This is a genomic window from Aquiflexum sp., from assembly GCF_041749095.1.
Taxonomy (GTDB): Bacteria; Bacteroidota; Bacteroidia; order Cytophagales; family Cyclobacteriaceae; genus Aquiflexum.
In genome coordinates this window covers 1-3567 of the sequence record NZ_JBGTCA010000346.1, presented here as the reverse complement: position 1 = coordinate 3567, position 3567 = coordinate 1, and the positions used below count along the sequence as shown (strand labels likewise).

2 protein-coding genes are annotated in these 3567 nt (G+C 44.5%); both read right to left on the bottom strand.

The window, feature by feature from the left end:
* Positions 1-861 (bottom strand): ABC transporter permease (locus tag ACEW8O_RS15575; protein WP_373495547.1); only part of this gene is annotated, 861 nt, incomplete at its 3' end.
* A 233-nt stretch (positions 862-1094) separates the two neighbouring features.
* Positions 1095-2966 (bottom strand): glycoside hydrolase family 13 protein, encoded by a 1872-nt coding sequence (locus ACEW8O_RS15570; protein ID WP_373495546.1) that lies wholly within the window; start codon positions 2964-2966, stop codon positions 1095-1097.
* Positions 2967-3567 lie beyond the last annotated feature (601 nt).

The window sequence follows — 3567 nt, the reverse complement described above, 5'->3', positions numbered from 1 at the left end:
TAGCGTGACCACATGTTGCATATCCGACTTATTGAAATTGCTCTCAAAAAGGATCTCTTTTGATCCCAAATGGACATCATTCAGTGCCTGCAAAGTAGGAACAAATACTTCAACCGCCTCATTTTTCCGGGCTATAGCCTGAATCTTGGCATCAACCTCGGCCTTGTCTATTTCCCTATCAAACTTCAGGTAGGTAAATGTATTGAGGCCTCCCCATTGTAGCAGGCTTTGTCGGTAGTTCTCCTCATCCTGTCCGGGCACTATTGACCTGAGCAGATCAAATTGGATATGGGAGTTTGCCGGAGGATCGGCCAAAAGGGCCACAACATAAAGTTCAAGGGTTTGGTTAACTTTTATGGTTTTCCCAATGGGGCTTTCTTCCCCAAAAATCCTTTTCGATAATGTCTCGGTAATGGCAATGGTATTGGGTTCGTCCAATACTCCTTCTTTTTTTCCCTCCAGAACCGGGAAGTTGAATATCTCAAAAAAGGAAGACTCTGTCCTGAAGCAGCCCTCACATCTTAGCAGCTTGTCTTCATAACTGATGTTCAATCGCCCCAGAGGTCTTATCCTTACAGCGTTGGTGACTTCGGGAAGTTCCTCCACCATAGCAGGGCCTAAGGCAACAGGCGTTACTCCCACTAATTTGCTGCTGACCCCTTCGGCCATGTCCAGTGTAAGTACCCGGTAGATCCGCGAAGAATCCTGATGGAACCTGTCAAAAGAAAGGTCTTCCTGAATATATAAGCCTAAAATAAATGTAGCTGCCAGCCCCAATGCCAGTCCAAGTATTTTAATGAGGGAAAACCACTTTTCCCTTATAAGATTACGGATTCCAATTAAGAAGTAACTTTTTAACATAAGAGAGGGCTTTAATGGTGAAACGGAATACAGCTTAAATAAAGGATTGCATTTTTCTCTATATGCCAAATAATATACCATTATAAACCTGCCCCTGTTGGAGAAAACAGGGTATTGATAAGTGTTCGCATAGATTTATCCGAACATTTCCGTGCGTTTACGGACAAAAAATGAAATAAAAAGATTAGAAAAGTAAAAAGAGTATCCTGGCTTTTGCCAGAATACTATATTATTTATTTCAATTCTAATATGGTAGCCGTTTTTGCAGGCACATTAAAGTCTTCAGATATATTGATCGTTTCCCCGGTAAGCGGGTTGTAGCCTTGGGTGTGAGGCCTGAGCATCTCGATATGTTTTTTGCGGGAAATGGTTGCGGCCTCTTTCCGGTTATTGATCACCACCATTACAGTTTCTGAATCATCGTGACGGAAATAGACATAGACATCATTATCGGGCACAAAGTGCAGGAGTTTGCCACTGTGGATCACTTCTTTCCCTTTTCGCCAGTTCGTAATTTTGCTTACATAGGCATGGGCTTCGTTCTCTCTTTCGGTCCTACCGCTTGCTGTGAATACGCTGCGCCCATCTCCTGGGAAGCCACCGGGCATATCAACGCGCTTGGCACCATCGCCACTTACCTTATCCATGGGGAACATCAACTCAGATCCATAATAGACTTGGGGAATGCCACGGGTAGTCATCAGGTAGGCGTAGGCCATTTTAAAGTGTTCTTTATTTTCCTTAACGGTGGTAAAATAACGTTCCGTATCGTGGTTTTCCATAAAGATTACATTTTTGTTGGGGTCTGAATACAACCTGTCCTGAGAAAGCACAAAGTACAGTTGCATCAGTCCGCTGCTCCAGCCGAAAGGTTCATTGAAGGCTTTTTGAAGTGCAGTGAAAACCTGGAAATCCGTCACATTGGGCAGGTATGAGTTATAATCCCCACCTTCACCTGGCAGATTTTCCTGCCAATAGGCTTCGTGGGCAACTGACTCTACCCAAGCTTCCCCCACAATGTTAAAATCAGGATAGGCTTCCATCACTGCTTTGGCCCATTTGGCCATATAATCTTTGTAAGGGTACACGTAAGTATCCATGCGGATGCCATCAATGCCTGAGTACTCGATCCACCAAAGGGTGTTGAAGATCAGATAGTCGGCAACCAAAGGATTGCGTTGATTGAGATCGGGCATTTCGGCTACGAACCAGCCTCTTTCCAGCTTGTCAAGGTCGAATTGGGAAGCGTAAGGGTCTGACTGCACTGCGCCCCTGTAGTTGGTCTGCCCATATTTTCCGAAATCGTGTACCCAGTCTTTGGTCGGCAAATCCCTCATCCACCAGTGTTGGTCACCAATGTGGTTGTGGATCATGTCCATAATCACCTTTAAGTCGTTTTGGTGGCAAACTTCCACAAAGCGTTTAAACTCTTCGTTGCTCCCGAACCGTCGGTCAATCTTGTACATATCGGTGGCGGCATATCCGTGATAGGCGCCGTACTTCGGGGTCATGTCATTCTCGAAAACCGGCGTTAGCCAAACAGCAGTCATGCCGAGATCCTTGATGTATTCCAGGTTGTTTTCTATTCCTTTTATGTCTCCGCCGTGGCGGGCATTGGGGTTGCTTCTATCCACGCCTTCCAACATGCCGTCGATCTCATCATTGCTAGGGTCGCCATTGGAAAAGCGGTCAGGCATAAGCAGGTAAATGACATCAGAAGCGTCGAACCCTTGGTTGGCCATGGGGTCAGCTTTGCGCTCCAAAAGCTCGTAGGAAAAGTTCACAGGCTTTTTGTCCTTTTCCCCTTTGGATAGGGAAAACATCAATTTGCCTGGCTTGGTGCCGGGTTCGACAGTGAGGTAGATGAAAAGGTAATTTGGGGAGTCGCCTACCACTTGTCGGTTCAATGTAACACCTTCGTAACTGAGAGAGGCCCGATAATCGCCGATCCGCTCGCCGTGCAACATCAGTTGGAGTTCTGTCACAGGCATTTCGGTCCACCAAAAGGGAGGTTCAATATTTAGATTGGGGTTGTTTTGAGCCAGGACCTGCAAGGCGAAGACAGTCGCCAATACATAGGTCAAGAGGATTTTGGCCGCTTTCATATTTGTAGGTTTATTGTATGGAAGCCAAAATAAGCAATCTTGAGCTTACATGTGAATTGAGGAAATAATTTTTATCGATTTTGAAATTGATGGTTTAGAACTACAAATAGCATTCGAATCTATTACAGGACTTTGCCTTGTCACCTCGATCCCGATAGCTATCGTGGAGAGAGGTCTGCAGCCCGTCTTGATGTCATTGCCTTTTCTGAACATTTCCAAAATGTTAAGGACTCAGGATGACCGCTGCCTAGCGGGTAACCTGATGTCATTACCTAATCTAAATATTTCTAAAATGTTGATTACTACCAATGACAGATTTTTTGAAAAGCCCCAATGATATCTGGCTTCTCGTATCATTGTGGGTAACCACATAGGAAATTTTTTGAACCACAAAAGAAACAAAAGGGAACAAAAGACTATAACACCGAAAGTTGATTTTCAGTAACTTTTGTATTCTTTTGACACTTTTGTGGTTCCATCATTTTTAACTTGATGTCATTACCCTTTCTGATCATTTTAATCATTCCTTTTGATTAGGTCTGGGTTTAAGCATACGTCTGGCCAGTTTTATCAAAAACATGACCGGCCCGACCAAAAGGTC

What these genes read in the sequence shown, in the direction of transcription:
- ACEW8O_RS15570 (WP_373495546.1), bottom strand. Translation starts at nt 2,966, where the DNA reads ATGAAAGCGGCCAAAATCCTCTTGACCTATGTATTGGCGACTGTCTTC.